This is a genomic window from Anaeromyxobacter terrae (assembly GCF_022690685.1).
In the GTDB taxonomy this organism is placed as follows: Bacteria; Myxococcota; Myxococcia; order Myxococcales; family Anaeromyxobacteraceae; genus Anaeromyxobacter; species Anaeromyxobacter terrae.
The window spans coordinates 89,876-104,956 of sequence record NZ_JALCYY010000004.1 but is presented as its reverse complement, the minus strand read 5'-3'; the positions used below and the strand labels follow the sequence as shown (position 1 = coordinate 104,956).

General features: G+C 73.5%; 9 protein-coding genes. 7 read left to right on the top strand and 2 right to left on the bottom strand.

Annotation, left to right across the window (positions count from 1 at the left end; genetic code table 11):
• Positions 1-6: 6 nt before the first annotated feature.
• The gene (locus MNY62_RS02845) at positions 7-1,680 is read left to right on the top strand and encodes a chemotaxis protein CheA (protein WP_242342583.1); all 1,674 of its coding nucleotides are present in this window, start codon (positions 7-9) and stop codon (positions 1,678-1,680) included.
• Positions 1,681-1,854: 174 nt separating this feature from the next.
• Here MNY62_RS02845 and MNY62_RS02840 read toward each other — a convergent pair whose 3' ends face one another.
• The gene (locus MNY62_RS02840; RefSeq protein ID WP_242342582.1) at positions 1,855-5,529 is read right to left on the bottom strand and encodes a DUF3683 domain-containing protein; all 3,675 of its coding nucleotides are present in this window, start codon (positions 5,527-5,529) and stop codon (positions 1,855-1,857) included.
• A gap of 132 nt (positions 5,530-5,661) precedes the next feature.
• On the opposite strand from MNY62_RS02840, the gene MNY62_RS02835 reads away from it, so the two are divergent.
• The 6 genes from MNY62_RS02835 to MNY62_RS02810 all read left to right on the top strand — a co-directional run bounded on the left by MNY62_RS02835 (position 5,662) and on the right by MNY62_RS02810 (position 14,570).
• On the top strand, positions 5,662-6,060 hold the full coding sequence (locus tag MNY62_RS02835; protein WP_242342581.1) for a bacteriohemerythrin: 399 nt from the start codon (positions 5,662-5,664) through the stop codon (positions 6,058-6,060).
• 203 nt (positions 6,061-6,263) lie between these two features.
• The gene (locus tag MNY62_RS02830; protein ID WP_242342580.1) at positions 6,264-7,175 is read left to right on the top strand and encodes a hypothetical protein; all 912 of its coding nucleotides are present in this window, start codon (positions 6,264-6,266) and stop codon (positions 7,173-7,175) included.
• Between the two features lie 378 nt (positions 7,176-7,553).
• On the top strand, positions 7,554-11,003 hold the full coding sequence (locus MNY62_RS02825; protein WP_242342579.1) for a pyruvate carboxylase: 3,450 nt from the start codon (positions 7,554-7,556) through the stop codon (positions 11,001-11,003).
• A gap of 119 nt (positions 11,004-11,122) precedes the next feature.
• Positions 11,123-11,518: a bacteriohemerythrin gene (locus MNY62_RS02820; protein WP_242342578.1), complete on the top strand. Its 396-nt coding sequence runs from the start codon at positions 11,123-11,125 to the stop codon at positions 11,516-11,518.
• Positions 11,519-11,662: 144 nt separating this feature from the next.
• Entirely contained in the window at positions 11,663-13,525 is a 1,863-nt protein-coding gene (locus MNY62_RS02815; RefSeq protein WP_242342577.1) for a 2-oxoacid:acceptor oxidoreductase subunit alpha, read from the top strand.
• A gap of 1 nt (position 13,526) precedes the next feature.
• Complete coding sequence (locus MNY62_RS02810; protein ID WP_242342576.1) at positions 13,527-14,570, top strand: 2-oxoacid:ferredoxin oxidoreductase subunit beta; 1,044 nt, start codon at positions 13,527-13,529, stop codon at positions 14,568-14,570.
• Positions 14,571-14,734: 164 nt separating this feature from the next.
• Here the strand turns inward: MNY62_RS02810 and MNY62_RS02805 are convergent, their stop codons facing one another.
• A complete protein-coding gene (locus MNY62_RS02805; RefSeq protein ID WP_242342575.1) occupies positions 14,735-15,016 on the bottom strand; it encodes a rhodanese-like domain-containing protein in 282 nt (93 codons plus the stop codon).
• Positions 15,017-15,081 lie beyond the last annotated feature (65 nt).

Sequence of the window (15,081 nt, the reverse complement as noted above, 5' to 3'; positions counted from 1 at the left end):
GGAGACATGGACGAGCTCGGCATCGACCGGGACCTCCTCGTGCAGACGTTCCTCGCCGAGGCCGAGGAGACGTTCGGGCGCATGGAGCAGGCGCTCGTCGCGCTCGAGGCGCGCCCCGGCGACGAGGCCATCCTGCACGCGCTCTTCCGCGACGCGCACACCGTGAAGGGCGGCGCCGCGCTCGTCGGCTTCGACGGCGTCCGGGAGCTCGCCCACGATCTCGAGGACGTGCTCGAGCGGCTCCGCGGGCGGAGCCTCGGCGTCACCGACGCGCTCGTCACGCTCCTCCTCCGCTCCGTCGACGTGCTCCGCGATTCGCTCGGGGCGGCCGCGGCCGGCGCCGCGGAGGTGCCCCCTGCGGCGCTCGCGTTCCGGCGCCGCCTGGCCGCCGCCGCGCAGGCCGCCGGGTCCGACCCCGGGGCGCCTCGCTCGCCGGACGGCACCGGCCGCGGCGCGGGTGACGCGTACGAGCCGGCCGGCACCTCCCACGCGAGCGCGCGCACGCTGCGCGTCGACGTGACGAAGCTCGACCGGATGCTCGACCTCTCGGGCGAGATCGCCGTCGCGCGCGGCCGGCTCGGGGAGCTCCTCGAGCAGCGCGCCGGCGCGGGGGCGGAGCAGCTCCTCGAGGCCCACCGCGAGGCGGACCGGCTCTACCAGGACCTGCAGGAGCTCATCATGAAGGCCCGGATGGTGCCGATCGGGCCGACGTTCCACCCTCACGCGCGCACCGTGCGCGACGCCGCGACCGCGCTCGCGAAGCGCGCCCGCCTGGTCGTCGAGGGCGAGGACGTCGAGGTGGACACCGCCGTCATCGAGCACATCCGCGACCCGCTCACGCACATGGTCCGGAACGCCCTCGACCACGGCATCGAGCCGCCCGACGTCCGGCGCGCGCGCGGCAAGGCGCCGATCGGGACCGTGGTGCTGCGCGCCTTCCACGAGGCGGGGAGCATGGTGATCCAGGTCTCGGACGACGGCGCCGGCCTCGACCGCGCGCGCATCGCGGCGCGCGCCGTCGCGCAGGGGCTCGCGCCGGACGCGGCGCGGGTCTCGGACGAGGAGGCCGCCCGGCTCGTGTTCGAGCCCGGCTTCTCCACCGCGGACGCCGTGACGGAGCTCTCGGGACGCGGGGTCGGCATGGACGTCGTCCGCCGCAACGTCGAGGCGCTCCGCGGGTCGGTCGCGATCCGGAGCGCTCCGGGCGCAGGCACGGAGATCACGATCCGGGTCCCGCTCACGCTCGCGATCATCCAGGGCTTCAAGGTGGGCGTCGCCGAGGAGACCTTCGTCCTCCCGCTCGACTCCGTCGTGGAGTGCCTCGAGCTGCCGGTGGAGGAGAGCGCCACGGGCGCGCCCTGCGGGATCCTGAACGTGCGCGGGGCCCCGCTCCCCTACCTCCGCCTGCGCGACCACTTCGCCCTGGGCGGCGCGCGCCCGGCGCGCGAGAACGTGGTGGTGGTCCGGCACGGCGCGCACACCGCCGGCGTGGCCGTCGACGCGCTCCACGGCGAGTGCTCCACGGTGGTGAAGCCGCTCGGGCGGATGTTCGCCGGCGTCGTCGGCGTCTCGGGGTCGTCCATCCTCGGCAACGGCCGGGTGGCGCTGACCCTCGACGTCGGCGGGCTCCTGCGCGAGACACTGCGCCGGGCGGCCAGGGCAGAGGCTCATGCGGCGTGACCGGCCAGCCCCGCAGGGAGGGGCCCCGTCGCGGAGCGACGGGGAGGGACGCAGTCCCTCCCGGCGGGGAACGGTCGCGAACCCGCGCAGCGGGCGCGACCGTTCACGGGCCCCGCCGAGCAGGGGTGGGGCCCCGACGAGCTTCGCTCGGCGGGGCGGGGGCGCAGCCCCCGTCTAGAAGTGCACGGCCGCGGCTCGCGCGGCCTGCGCGCGGAACTTCTCGCGCCACTCCGCTCCGGAGAGCCGCTCGGCGAGCGCGACGGCGAGGTGCTTCGGCTCGACGCCGAGCGCCGCGTTGCGCCCGAGGCCCTGCACGCAGGAGGGGCAGTTCGTCAGCACCACCGCGCCTCGCGGCCGGCCGTCGAGCGCCTCGGCGATCGCCTCGCGCTTGCGGTGGAGCATGGCGTCCGTGATGTCGGGCCTGGAGAGGGCGAGCGTCCCCGCCTCCGAGCAGCAGTGCGGCACCGCCTCGAGCTTGCCGAACCCGCCGATGCGCCCCAGGACCGCGCCCGCCTCGCCGTCGAGCGAGTCGTGGCAGGGCGCGTGGTAGAGGACCGGCGCCGCACCCGGCGCGGCCGCCGAGAGCGAGAGCCCGCGCTCGGCGGCGTAGCGCGCGACGTCGACGATGCGCCCGCCGAAGAGCTTCTCCGCCTCCATGGCCTCGAGCCCCTCGCGGCAGGTGCCGCAGGTGACCACGCAGCCGTCGAAGGCGAGGTAGCTGAACATCTCGCGGATCTGGCTGAAGAGGATGGTGTCGCGCAGCACGGTCCGGGAGTGCTGCTCCGCCTTCGCGTTCGCGTGGGCGGGGAAGCCGCAGCACAGGAACGGCGGCGGGACGACGACCCGCACGCCGAGCGAGACCAGCACGTGGAGCGCCGCCATGGAGACGTGCGAGTACAGCCGCTCCGAGCCGCAGCCCGGGAAGTAGAAGACGCTCCGCTTCGCGTCCCCGTCCTCCGGCTCGAGCACGAGCACCTGGTCCTGCTCGCAGGGCGGGAGCACGTCGCGGAGCGTCTCGGCGGGGATCGGGGGCACCGGCGAGCGGAGCACCTGGAGGGCGTACGGGGCGCGGCGCGCGTCGGCGGGCTGGAGCGGCGCGGCGATGGCGCAGGCGGCGCGCTGGACCGCGCCGCCGAGCCGCACGAAGCCGCCGTGGAACGCGGCGTTCGCGGCCGGCGAGCGGCTGTCGAGGTAGGCGAGCGTCGCGGCCGTCGCCGCGGTGGTGCGCTTGTAGCCCCAGCTCGCGAGGATCTCGCGCTCGAGGACCGACACCTCGCCCGAGTCGATGTCCACCGGGCAGGGCTTCGCGCACTTGTGGCAGATGGTGCAGTGGTCCGCCACCTCCTCGAGCCAGCGGAGGAGCTCGAACTGCGTCGAGCGCTCGCGCTGCGCGTCGTAGAGGAGCGCCTCGATGAGCGCGCCGATGGCGAGGTTCTTGTTGCGGGGGTGGAAGAACATCCCGCGCGCGGGGTGGTAGACGCAGCAGTCCGCCTTGCACTTGCCGCAGCGGACGCAGTGCGCGATGGCCTTCGCGAGCGCCTCGAGCTGCCCGTGCTGGAGGATGCGCGCCTCGAGCTCGAGGAGGTTGAAGGAGGGCGTGAACACCTGGTCGAGGACGTCGAGGTCCTCGAGCTTGCCGGGGTTCATGAGCCCGCCCGGATCGACCTCGCGGCGGTGGGCGGCGAGCTCCCGGATGCGCTCGGGCTCGAGGTACTTGAGCTTCGTGACGCCGATGCCGTGCTCGCCGGAGACGACGCCGCCGAGCGCGATCACCCGGGCCATCACGGCGTCGATGACCTCCTCGGCGCGGCGGAGCATCGGCCGGTCGTTCGAGAGCACCGGCACGTTCACGTGCACGTTGCCGTCGCCGGCGTGCATGTGGGTCGCGAGCACGACGAGCCGGTCGCGCACCTCGCGGTGCGCCTTGTCGAGCGTGGCGAGGAGCCCGGCGTAGCCGCGGACGAGCTGGGCGAGATCGCGCCGGAGCGCCTCGATCGGCTCGAGCGCGCGGAGCGCGCGCGCGTCAGCGCCGGCGAGCGCCGGCCGCGCCGCGGCGCAGCGCGCGAGCGCGGCCGGGATCTTTCGCGCGAGCCACTCGGGGTCGTCCTTGGGTGGCGGGGCGAGGCGCAGGATCTCCTCCGCGCGCTCCACGAACCGCCCCTGCGCGTGCCGCTCCTCCTCGACGTTCGTGGCCTCGATGAAGCGGGCGAACTCGGCGAGCGCCTCGAGCGGGAGGACGACGTCCTCGTTCATCTTGAAGGCGTTCGTCCGGCGGGCGATGGCGCCGAGCTTCTTGCGGTCGGCCCAGAAGCGCTTCGCCTCCGCCGCGTCGCGCGCCTCGAAGAGCTCGGTGTTCGGGTGCTCGTCGAGGATGCGCCGCATCCGGTCCACCCCGCGCGCGGCCTCCTCGGCCGAGTGGCCGACCACGTCCACGAGCAGCACCGCCTTCGGCGTCTCCGGGCGCGGCGCCTTCACCTTGTAGTCGATGGCGCGGACGTACTCGTCGTCGAAGTGCTCCAGCGCGGAGAGGGCCTCCTTGCCGCCGTCGGGGAAGGGGAACGCCCGGGCGAGCTGGAGGATGACGCGCGAGGCCTCGTCGAAGTCGGGCCCGAAGAACTCGAGGCACAGCGTCCGCTTGGCCTCGTACTCGCGGTAGAGGACGAACTCGGCGGAGGTGATGACGCCGTCGGTGCCCTCCTTCTGCAGGCCGGGGACGCCGCCGAGCGCCTTGTTGGTGATGTCCTTCCAGAGCCCCTTCTTGCGGATCTCGGCGCCGGTGAGGGCGATCCGCTTCACCAGGCGGCCGTCGTCCTCGAGGACGTCGAACGTTACCGGGTCCTCGGGCAGGATCTTGCGCAGCCGGTGATCGACGCGCCGCACCGTCCACTGGCGGCCGGAGGGCATCGCGATCCGCCACGACACCAGGTTGTCGATGCAGGTGCCCCACAGGACGCAGTCCTTGCCGCCGGCGTTCTCCGCGATGTTGCCGCCGATGGTGCAGGCCCACGCGCTCGTCGGGTCCGTCGCGAACACGAGGCCGCGCTCGGCGGCGTGCTCCATCGCGCGCTCGGTGACGACCCCCGCCTCGAGCTCGACCACCTTCGCGACCGCCTCGCGGCCGTCGCCGAGCCGGAAGGACCGCTCCGACACGCCGCGGATGCGGTTCAGCTTCTCGGTGTTCACGACGACGCAGCCGGGCCGGAGCGGGACCGCGCCGCCGGTGAGGCCGGTGCCGGCGCCGCGCGGGATCGCCTTGAGGCCGAGCCCGGCGATGGCGGCGAGGAGCGGCGCGACCTGCCGCTCGTCGTCGGGCATCACGACGGCGACCGGGAGGTGGAGGCGCCAGTCGGTCGCGTCGGTCGCGTGCGAGACGAGCGTGAACGGATCGAAGAGGACGTTGTCCTTGCCGACCACCGCGCCGAGCATCCGCACCATGCGGCCGCGCAGGTCGCCCGCGCCCTCGACGTCCGCGCGGAACTCGGCGAGCAGCTTCCGGCAGGCGCCGAGCACCTCCGCCACCCGCGGCTCCCCGTTGGCGTTCCGCCCGACGATGCCGAGGTCCTTCTCGATGTTGCGGAAGAACCGGCGCCGGCGCGTCCCCGAGTCCACGAGCTCCTGGAAGAGGAACGCGTTCCGCCGGTGGATGAGCAGCTCGCCGAAGAACCGCATCAGCAGGCGCGCGCTGCGCCCGGTGACGCGGAGGCTGCGGAGCTCCTCGAGCCTCGCCCACAGCTCCGGGCCGAGGAGCTGGGAGATCGCCGCCCGGTCGTCGGCGGACGTGTAGTTGAAGGGGATCTCCCGGACTGCGGGAGAGGGGGCGAGCGCGGCTTCGAGGATGGGGTGCTGCATGTGAAGCACCCCAAGGTAGCAGGTTTTCCGACGCCCGTCGCCCCGTCCCCTGTCCGCGGGCTGGCGAGGCTCCCGCCTTCAGGGGAATCTCGCGCCCGGCGGGGAAAGAGACAGGAACGAGGAACACCACGAATGGCCATCCAGTGGACTCACGCCCTCGCCGTCGGCGTCTCCGAGATCGACGCGCAGCACCAGGAGCTGTTCCTCCGCGCCGCCCGCGTCGTCGACGCGCTCGACGCGGGCGAGCGCGCCGACGTCGTCGAGCTCGTCCAGTACCTCCACGGCCACGCCGTCACGCACTTCGGGCTCGAGGAGACCTGGATGCGCGAGACCCGCTACCCCGGGTTCGTGCGGCACAAGGCCGAGCACGATCGCTTCGTGGCGGACCTCGCCCAGATCGCGGGCGAGCTCGCGCGCGGCCAGGGCGCCGTGCCGTTCCGCGTCGGCCGGTGGCTGGCGGAGTGGCTGGAGACGCACGTGGGCCAGTCCGACCTCGAGCTCGGCCGCTACCTCGCCAGGCGGAGCGCCTAGCGGCCGGCGGCATGGCCGCTCCTCGGGGCGGCGATGGCGCGGCGCTGCCTCCGCAGCAGCGCCGACAATTCCCCTCCCGCGGCGTCTGCGCGTCCGCGGTGGGGCACGTCGCGTCTCACGCGGAGTCCGAGCGCTGCCCGGGCTTCCGGCGGCTCCCTAAGATGATCGCCGGCTGCCGGCTGGGTCGGACGAGGGGGGCGCACATGAGGGCTCTGGGAGCGATCGTGCTCGTCGCGGCGGTGAGCGGGTGCACGTCGGTCAAGGTGGCGCAGCGGGACGGCTGCTGGGTGCGCAGCACCCACAAGATCTTCGGCCAGGTACGGGAGGAGGTCGGGCCCTGCGCGCGGACCGCCTCGCCCTGGTCCGACGACCGCCTCACCCGCCTCGTCCAGGAGTGCGTCGCCCGCGAGGACTACCGCTGGCAGATGCGGGCGCTCGCGGCGTGGAGCCGCGGTGAGCCGATGCCGGCGGACCGCGAGACGAACGTGCTCGCGGCGTGCACGAGCGACGCCGCGCGCGCTGGCTTCGCCGAGAACGAGGCGCTGAAGCAGAAGCTCGACGCCGCGAACGACCGGCTCTCGGGCGCGAAGGAGCGGCTCGCCGACGTGGCCGGCGACCGGGACTCGCTGCGCAAGCGCTCCGAGCTCGAGCACGACCGGCTGTACGCGAGCCACGAGCAGCTCGCCGCGGCGCTCGGCGAGGCCGCGAAGAAGGCGTCCCCGCCCGCGACCGCGACCGCCACCGCCTCGAGCGACGGGCGCGCGCAGCTGGACAGCAAGGAGCGGTCGGAGAGCACGAGCCCGCAGCCGGCGCCCGTGGCGTTCGCGAACGCGACGCCGTGGGCCGCCCCCGCGCCGCCCACGGTCCTCGCCTGCGCGCCCTCGCAGCCCGCGACGGCCACGCCCGCGAAGCGCGCTCGCGCGCAGAAGCCGGTCGTCGCAGCCAAGGCCCCGGAGTGCGTCCCGCCTGCCACGGCGGCGCCCGCGGGGCAGCCTACGAGCCCGGTGATCGAGGCCGGCACCGCCGTCGCCGCGCCCGCGCCGGGGCAGGTGGTGAAGGCGGCGGAGGACAAGCCCGCGGTCGCCCCCGCGCAAGCGGCTGGCGCGGGGAAGTGAGGGGAGGGGAGCGACGACGTCCGGTCGGGACCCCGACCTCGACCCCGACCTCGACCCCGACCTCGACCTCGACCCCGACCCCGACCCCGACCTCGACCTCGACCCCGACCCCGACCCCGACCCCGACCCCGACCTCCCGATTCCAGAATCACGTCCGCCCGGGCTCCGGACCCCTCGACACATCGCGTCGAAGTGTGCTCCATTGCCGCACGTAGGACGCGCTGGACCGAGCCGAGGCTCGCCAAGCCCGACTTGATCCTCCTCGCAACCGCGCCTGCTCCAGCAGGCCCGGGCGGCCAGCAGCGAACGACACCCGAGACCCCGACGCCCGCGCCGCCGCGACGGGTGGGCGTCCACCGTTCGCTTCGAGGAGCCGCAATGCCCGTCCCGTTCAAGAGAGTCATGGCCGCGAACCGCGGCGAGATCGCCATCCGCATCTTCCGCGCCTGCACCGAGCTCGGGATCCAGACCATCGCGATCTACTCGGAGGAGGACCGGCTCTCGCTGCACCGCTACAAGGCGGACGAGGCGTACCTCGTCGGCAAGGGCAAGAAGCCCATCGACGCGTACCTCGGCATCGAGGAGATCGTCGCGCTCGCGAAGCGGCTCGAGGTGGACGCCATCCACCCCGGCTACGGCTTCCTCTCAGAGAACGCCGAGTTCGCGGAGGCGTGCGGGCGCGCCGGCATCGTCTTCGTCGGGCCGACGCCCGAGATGCAGCGCCGGCTCGGCGACAAGGTGGCCGGCCGCAAGGCGGCGCAGGCGGCCGGCGTGCCGGTGGTGCCCGGCACCGCCGAGCCGATCCAGCACGACGAGGAGGCCCTCGTCTTCGCGCGCGAGCACGGCTACCCGATCATCATCAAGGCGAGCGCCGGCGGCGGCGGGCGCGGCATGCGCGTCGCGCGCAACCAGCGCGAGCTCGTCGAGGGGCTCGTCTCGGCGCGGAGCGAGGCGGGCGCGGCGTTCGGGAACCCGGCGGTCTTCCTCGAGCGGTACATCGAGCGGCCCAAGCACATCGAGGTGCAGATCCTCGGCGACCACCACGGGAACCTCGTCCACCTCTTCGAGCGCGACTGCTCGATCCAGCGCCGCCACCAGAAGGTCGTCGAGTTCGCGCCCTCGCTCTCGCTCTCCGAGGCGCAGCGCGCGACGATCTGCGAGGACGCGCTCAAGATCGCGCGCAGCGTCGCGTACCGGAACGCCGGCACGGTGGAGTTCCTCGTGGACCGCGAGGGGCGCCACTACTTCATCGAGGTGAACCCGCGCATCCAGGTGGAGCACACGGTCACCGAGAGCATCACCGGCCGGAACCTCGTCCAGGCGCAGCTCCTCGTCGCCCAGGGCAAGCGGCTCTCCGACCCCGAGATCGGCATCGCGCGCCAGGAGGACGTGCAACGCCGCGGCTTCGCCATCCAGTGCCGCATCACCACCGAGGATCCGCAGAACGGCTTCGCGCCGGACTACGGGGTGCTGAAGGCGTACCGCTCGCCGGGCGGGTTCGGCGTGCGCCTCGACGCGGGCAGCGCCTTCACCGGCGCCGTGATCACCCCGCACTACGACTCGCTGCTCGTGAAGATCACGACCTGGGGGCTCACGCTCGGCGCGGCGGCGCGCGTGATGGACCGCTCGCTCCAGGAGTTCCGCGTACGAGGGGTGAAGACCAACATCTCGTTCCTGGAGAACGTGGCGCGCCACCCGGTGTTCCTCGCCGGCGACTGCGACACGTCCTTCATCGAGGGGCACCCGGAGCTCATGCAGGCCCCGGTGAAGAAGGACCGCGGCACGAAGCTCCTCCGCTACCTGAGCGAGGTCGTCGTCAACGGCTCGCCCGGCGTCGCGAAGCCGCTCCGCTCGGCGGAGCTGCGCGAGCCGCGCCTCCCCAGGGTGGACGTGACGAGCGCGCCGCCCCGGGGCACGCGCGACCTCCTCCTCGAGCGCGGGCCCGAGGGGCTCGCGCGCTGGGCGCTCGAGGAGAAGCGGCTCCTCTTCACGGACACGACCATGCGCGACGCGCACCAGTCGCTGCTCGCGACCCGGGTCCGCACCGGCGACCTCGTGCGCATCGCCCCGGCCACCGCGCGGCTCGCCGCCGGCCTCTTCTCGCTCGAGCTGTGGGGCGGCGCGACGTTCGACGTGTCGATGCGGTTCCTCAAGGAGGATCCGTGGGACCGGCTCCACAAGCTGCGCGCCGCGATCCCGAACGTCCTCTTCCAGATGCTCCTCCGCGGCTCGAACGCGGTCGGCTACACCAACTACCCGGACAACGTGGTCGAGCGGTTCGTGGAGGAGGCGTCGAAGAGCGGGGTGGACGTCTTCCGGGTGTTCGACTCCCTCAACTGGACGAAGGGGATGACGGTCGCCTGCGAGGCGGTGCGCCGGCAGAAGAACGCCGTGCTCGAGGCAGCGCTCTGCTACACGGGCGACATCACCGACCCGCGCCGTGACAAGTACCCGCTCGACTACTACGTCGCGCTCGCGAAGGAGCTCGAGCGGATGGGCGCGCACTTCCTCGCCGTGAAGGACATGGCCGGGCTCCTCAAGCCCTTCGCCGCGGCGAAGCTCGTGAAGGCGCTCAAGGAGGCGGTCGGCATCCCCGTCCACCTGCACACGCACGACACCTCCGGCGTCGCGGCCGCGACCCTGCTCGAGGCGGCGCGCGCGGGCGTCGACGTGGTGGACGCGGCGCTCGCCCCGCTCTCGGGCCTCACCGCCCAGCCGAACCTGAACTCGCTCGCGGCGGTGCTGCGCGGCGCGGAGCGGGACCCGGCGCTCGACGAGGACGGGCTGCAGGAGCTCGCGGCCTACTGGGAGACGGTGCGCGAGTGGTACGCGCCGTTCGAGTCCGGGCTGCGCAGCGGGACCGCCGAGGTGTACCGCCACGAGATCCCCGGCGGCCAGTACTCCAACTTCAAGCCGCAGGTGGCCGGGCTCGGCCTCCTCGACCGGTGGGAGGAGTGCAAGGACATGTACCGGAAGGTGAACCTGCTCTTCGGGGACATCATCAAGGTGACGCCGTCGTCGAAGGTCGTCGGCGACATGGCGATGTTCCTCGTGAAGAGCGGCCTCGAGCCCGAGGACCTCTTCACCGAGAAGGGCAAGGATCTCGCCTTCCCGGAGTCGGTGGTCGGGCTCGCGAAGGGCATGCTCGGCCAGCCGCACGGCGGGTTCCCGGAGGAGCTGCGCCGGGTGATCCTGAAGGGCCAGGAGCCCATCACGCGCCGCCCGGGCGAGCTCCTCGAGCCCGCCGACCTCGAGCGCGAGCGGGCGCGCGCGGCGGAGCGCGCCGGCGTCCCCGTGGACGACAAGCAGCTCGTGTCGTGGCTGCTCTACCCGAACGTCTGGCCGGACCTCGTCCGCCACCGCGACGAGTTCTCGGACACCTCGGTCGTCCCCACGCCGGTGTTCCTGTACGGGCTCGAGCCGGGGCAGGAGACGTCGATCGAGATCGAGCCCGGCAAGACGCTCATCGTGCGCCTGGTGACGGTCGGCAAGCTCGAGAAGGACGGCACGCGCGATCTCTTCTTCGAGCTGAACGGCGAGGCGCGCACCATCACCGTGCGCGACCAGGCCGCGGCGCAGGCCGGTCAGGCCCGCCCGAAGGCGGACCGCGGGAACCCCGCCCACGTCGGCGCGCCCATGCCGGGCAAGGTCGTGAAGGTGAACGCGAAGCCCGGCGAGGCGGTGAAGGCCGGCGCGGTGCTGCTCGTCACCGAGGCGATGAAGATGGAGACGAACGTGAAGGCGAAGGCGGACTGCACCGTCGCCGAGGTCCGCTTCAAGGAGGGCGACAAGGTGGAGAAGGACGACCTCCTCGTGGTGCTCGCGTGACGCGCGACGCGGGCTGAGGCCAGGCCTGGCCGGGGCGCGGCTGCGCGCCCCGGCGCAAGCCCGAAAGGCGCGCGTCCGGGACGTTGACGGAGCGTCGCGATGGGCGCACTCGTCGGGGCATGCCGCTCGAGTGGAGCCCGTCGCTCGCGGTCGGCGTCGACGAGATCGACGCCGGGCACGTGGAGCTGTTCCGGCGCGCCGAGCGGCTCGTGCGCGCGCTGCGCACCGGCGATCGGGCGGGGGTCGAGGAGCTGTTCACCTACCTCACCGGCTACGCGGAGCGGCACTTCCTCGCCGAGGAGCGGCTCATGGCCGGGGCCGGCTACCCGCGCCTCGAGGAGCACCGCGCCGCGCACGCCCGCTTCCGCGGCGAGCTCGAGGGCCACCGCCGCGCCCATGCGCGCGATGGCGGCAGCGCCGCCGCCGGGCTCGCGCTCCACAACTGGCTCTCCGACTGGCTGCGCGAGCACCTCGCCGGGCTCGACCAGGATCTGGCGCGGCACCTCGCGCGCTGAGCGCCGTCCCCGGCGAGGCCAGAAGGCGCGCGACGCCCCCGGGCGGGAGCGCACCCGGTCGGATGGCGGGTGAGATCGCCGTCACGCCCGAGCGCCCCGACCCCCGCGCCTCAGAAGCTCCTGCGGCCAGATGTCGCTCCCTCTATGAAGCAGATGGAGGAGCGCACGATGGCGTCCCCGGACAGCTCCGTCGCGCCACTGCCGGCCGCCCGGCCGGACGGTGGCGCGCTGGTGAACGACTTCTCGATCCAGATCGCGACCGCGAACGGCTCGGGCTCGCAGAGCTCGAACACCGTGCTCCTGCGGGCGATCTTCCAGATGGGGGTGCCGGTCTCCGGCAAGAACCTGTTCCCGTCGAACATCGCGGGGCTGCCGACCTGGTACACGATCCGCGCGTCGCGGGACGGCTGGACCGCGCGAAAGAAGGAGGTCGACCTCCTCGTCGCGATGAACCCGGAGACCGCGCGCGAGGACGTGCTCGGGCTCCGCGCCGGCGCGGCGGTCGTGTACGACGCGCCGCTCGCGCTCGCGGAGCTCCGCGGCGACCTCGTGTACTACCCGGTCGCGTTCGACGCGCTCGTCGAGCCGCTCACGAAGGAGCCGAAGCTCCGGAGGCTCCTCCGCAACATGGCGTACGTGGGCGTCCTCGCGCGGCTGCTCGCGATCGACCTGGGCGAGGTGGAGCACGCCGTCGAGAAGCAGTTCCCGGGCAAGCCCAAGGCCCGCGACCTGAACGTCGCGGCGGCGCGGGCCGGGTTCGAGCACGCGGCGACGCTCGAGAAGCGCGACCCGCTGGTCGTCCGCCGCATGGACCGGACGGCGGGGAAGATCCTGGTGGACGGCAACGCCGCGGCGGCGATGGGCGCGCTCTTCGCGGGCGTCACGGTCGTCGCCTGGTACCCCATCACGCCCTCGTCCTCGCTCGTCGAGACGCTCATCGGGCACCTGCGCAGGTACCGCATCGGCCCGGACGGCAAGGCGACCTTCGCGGTGGTCCAGGCGGAGGACGAGCTCTCGGCGGTGGGGATGGCCATCGGCGCGGGGTGGGCCGGCGCGCGCGCGATGACCGCCACCGCCGGGCCGGGCGTCTCGCTCATGAGCGAGTTCGCCGGGCTCGCCTACTACGCCGAGATCCCCGCGGTGATCTTCGACGTCCAGCGCGTCGGCCCGTCGACGGGGCTCCCCACCCGCACCGCCCAGGGCGACATCCTCTCGACGGCGTTTCTCTCCCACGGCGACACGCGCCACGTGCTGCTCCTCCCCGGATCGGTCGAGGAGTGCTTCACGATGGGGGTGGACGCGTTCGACCTCGCCGAGCGGCTCCAGACGCCGGTGTTCGTCATGACCGACCTCGATCTCGGCATGAACGTCTGGATGTCCGATCCGTTCCCGTATCCGGCGCGGCCGCTCGATCGCGGCAAGGTGCTCTCGAAGGAGGACCTCGACCGGCTGGACGGCTTCGCGCGCTACGCCGACGTGGACGGCGACGGGATCGGCTGGCGCACGCTGCCGGGCACGCCGCACCCGAAGGCCGCCTACTTCACGCGCGGCACCGGGCACGACGAGAAGTCCGCCTACAGCGAGGATCCGCGCACGTTCGAGCGGAACCTCGCCCGCCTCGAGAAGAAGCTCGACGGCGCGCGCGACCTCCTGCCCGCGCCGGTGCGGGAGGGGTCCGGCGAGGCGAAGGTCGGCCTCCTCGCCTACGGCTCCTCGGATCCGGCGCTGCGCGAGGCGCGCGAGCAGCTCCGCCGCGAGGCGGGGCTCGAGTCCGACTACCTGCGCGTGCGCGCCTACCCGTTCTCGCGCGAGGTGCGGGCGTTCGTGGAGGCGCACGAGCGCGTGTACGTCGTGGAGCAGAACCGCGACGGCCAGCTCGCGGCGCTCCTGAAGCTCGATCTGCCGCCCGCGCTCGTCCCGCGGCTCCGCCCGGTCCCGCACCTCGACGGGCTGCCGCTCGACGCGCGCACGGTGTCCGAGGCGATCCGCGCCGAGGAGGCGCGCTGACATGGCCACCCCTCCGACCCCCGCCGCCCCGCGCACGAACCGGCTCGGCCTCACCGTCGTCGAGTACAAGGGCGGCAAGAGCACGCTCTGCGCAGGCTGCGGCCACAACGCGATCTCCGAGCGCATCCTCGAGGCGATGTACGAGATGGGCGTGCCGCCCGAGCGCGTCGCGAAGCTCTCCGGGATCGGCTGCTCGTCGAAGAGCCCCGCGTACTTCATGAGCCGCTCGCACGCGTTCAACGCGCTGCACGGGCGCATGCCGTCGGTCGCGACCGGCGCGGTCCTCGCGAACCGGCAGCTCCTCGCGCTGGGCGTCTCCGGCGACGGGGACACCGCCTCCATCGGCATCGGCCAGTTCGTGCACCTCATGCGCCGGAACCTGCCCATGCTCTACGTCGTCGAGAACAACGGCGTGTACGGGCTCACGAAGGGGCAGTTCTCGGCCACCGCGGACCTCGGGTCGAAGCTCAAGACCGGCGTCCAGAACGACCTCCCCCCGATCGATCTCTGCACGCTCGCGATCCAGCTCGGCGCGACGTTCGTCGGCCGCTCGTTCTCGGGCGACAAGCGCCAGCTCTCGGCGATGCTGAAGGCGGCGATCGCGCACCGCGGGACGGCGATGCTGGACGTGGTCTCGCCGTGCGTCACCTTCAACGACCACGAGGGCTCGACCAAGTCCTACGCGTACATGAAGGAGCACGACGTGCCGCTGCACGAGCTGCACTTCGTGCCGGCGTTCGAGGACCTCGCGGTCGAGTACGACCCGGGCACGACCGTCGACGTGACGATGCACGACGGCTCACACCTGCGGCTGCGCAAGCTGGAGGAGGGGTACGATCCGCGCGACCGCGGCCGGGCGATGGCGCGCCTCGTCGAGGCGCAGGCGGGCGGCGACGTGCTCACCGGCGTGCTCTTCGTGGACGCCAAGGCGCCGAGCCTCGTCGACCTCATGAACCTGGTGGAGGCGCCGCTCGCGACCCTGCCCACGGAGGCGGTGCGGCCGCCGCGGGCGGTGCTCGACGCACTGATGGACGCGCTCCGCTGATCCCGGGGGCAGCCCCCGGCGCGGTGTCAGCCGCGCTTCGCGCCGGCCCCGCCGCGCTCCACGGGCAAGCCTCGGCTCACCCAGTCCGGCAAGCCACCCGGGTAGACGAGCACGTTCGTATGGCCCATCTCGGCCGCCGCACGGGCGGCCTCCTGGCTCAGCGTTCAGCCACCGCCCCGGCAGTAGAAGACGACGGGCGCGGCCGGGTCCTTCGGGAGGGAGCTCTGGTACGCCTTCGTCCACGCCGCCGGGATGCTGATCGCGCCCGGGAGGTGCGCCTGCGCGTACTCCTCGGGGCTGCGGCTGTCGACGAGGAGCGCCTTGCGCGCGCCGGAGGCGAGCGCCCGGACCTCGTCGGCGCCGACCGTCCTGATCTGGGCCGCGGCGGCACCAGGCAGGACCATGGCGGCGAGGACGGCTGCGACGGCGAATCGGGCGTGGCCCACGGGCATTCCTCCGGCTGCGGGATCGGGAGACGGCCGCGCCGTGAGAGCCTGGGAGGCGCCGGAGG